The organism is Kitasatospora sp. NPDC094028 (genome assembly GCF_049543595.1).
GTDB lineage: Bacteria > Actinomycetota > Actinomycetes > Streptomycetales > Streptomycetaceae > Kitasatospora.
Genome location: NZ_JBMVFA010000139.1, coordinates 1 through 1021 on the forward strand (window position 1 = coordinate 1; position 1021 = coordinate 1021).

Here is a 1021-nt window from a genome sequence, read left to right on the forward strand (position 1 = left end):
CCGGAGGGGGCGCGCGTCACGGATGCATGCGCGCCCCCTTCAGCACCTTGTCCACCCCGCCGCGCGGGCCGTACACCGCGAGCCCGACCAGATCCAGATCGGCCGTGGTCACGGCGCGCACGGCCGCGCGGTTGTCGCGGTCGTTGCCGGTGGCGAACAGGTCCGCGGTGAACACGGCGCAGGGCAGGGCCCGGCCGAGCGCCCGTCCGTGGGCCGCGCGCAGGGTCTCCTTCTCGCCCTCGAAGACCAGCACGGGCTGCCGGAACATGGGCAGGTACCGGGTGCCGTCCGCGTCCTCGTAGGGCTCGCCGACCACCTCGGGCAGCATCGCGCCGAGGCCGCTGACCAGGAACGCGGTGACGTTCAGCCGCTGCCAGGAGGCCAGGTCCGCGCGCAGCAGCACGGCGATCTTGGTGTCGAACCGGATGGGCCCGGCGGGCTCGAAGGGGACCGGGGCGGGGGTCGGGGTGCTCATGGGACGAGACTGCCGGTCCCCGCCCGGCAGGGTCTTGTACGTTGTTTGCATGGTCGCGAACGGGTCCGCGAGCAGGGCCACGAACGGGTCCGCGCGAGGAGCTGCGGGCGAGGAAGCGCGCGGAGCCCCGGGCGAGGAAGTGAGCGCGTGGCGTCCCCGGGTGCCGGGCGTCACCGAGGTCTTCCACGCCCGTTTCACCGAGTACGCGTACCCGATGCACGTCCATGACGCCTGGACCCTGCTGATCGTGGACGACGGCGCGGTCCGCTACGACCTCGACCGGCACGAGCACGGCACCCCGCTCGACACGGTCAGCCTGCTGCCCCCGCACGTGCCGCACAACGGCTCCCCCGCGACCCCCGGCGGCTTCCGCAAGCGGGTGGTCTACCTGGACAGCAGCCGGCTCGGCGAGGAGCTGATCGGCGCGGCCGTCGACGGGCCCGATCTGCGCGACCCGGTGCTGCGGCTGCGCGTCGGACAGCTGCACGCGGCCCTCGCCCGCCCCGGCGACGAGCTGGAGGCGGAGAGCAGGCTGACCCTCGTCGG

2 protein-coding genes are annotated in these 1021 nt (G+C 74.1%); one reads left to right on the forward strand and one right to left on the reverse strand.

Annotated elements, in window-relative coordinates:
* Positions 1-16: 16 nt before the first annotated feature.
* The gene (locus ACPC54_RS42375) at positions 17-475 is read right to left on the reverse strand and encodes a DUF2000 family protein (RefSeq protein ID WP_403714367.1); all 459 of its coding nucleotides are present in this window, start codon (positions 473-475) and stop codon (positions 17-19) included.
* A 34-nt stretch (positions 476-509) separates the two neighbouring features.
* Between ACPC54_RS42375 and ACPC54_RS42380 the strand changes: the two genes are divergently transcribed.
* Positions 510-1021: AraC family ligand binding domain-containing protein (locus tag ACPC54_RS42380; RefSeq protein WP_498973124.1), on the forward strand; the 512-nt coding region annotated here is incomplete at its 3' end.

Excerpts from the sequence above, each read along its gene's own strand:
- ACPC54_RS42375 (WP_403714367.1), bottom strand. The coding sequence starts at position 475 with ATGAGCACCCCGACCCCCGCCCCGGTCCCCTTCGAGCCCGCCGGGCCC.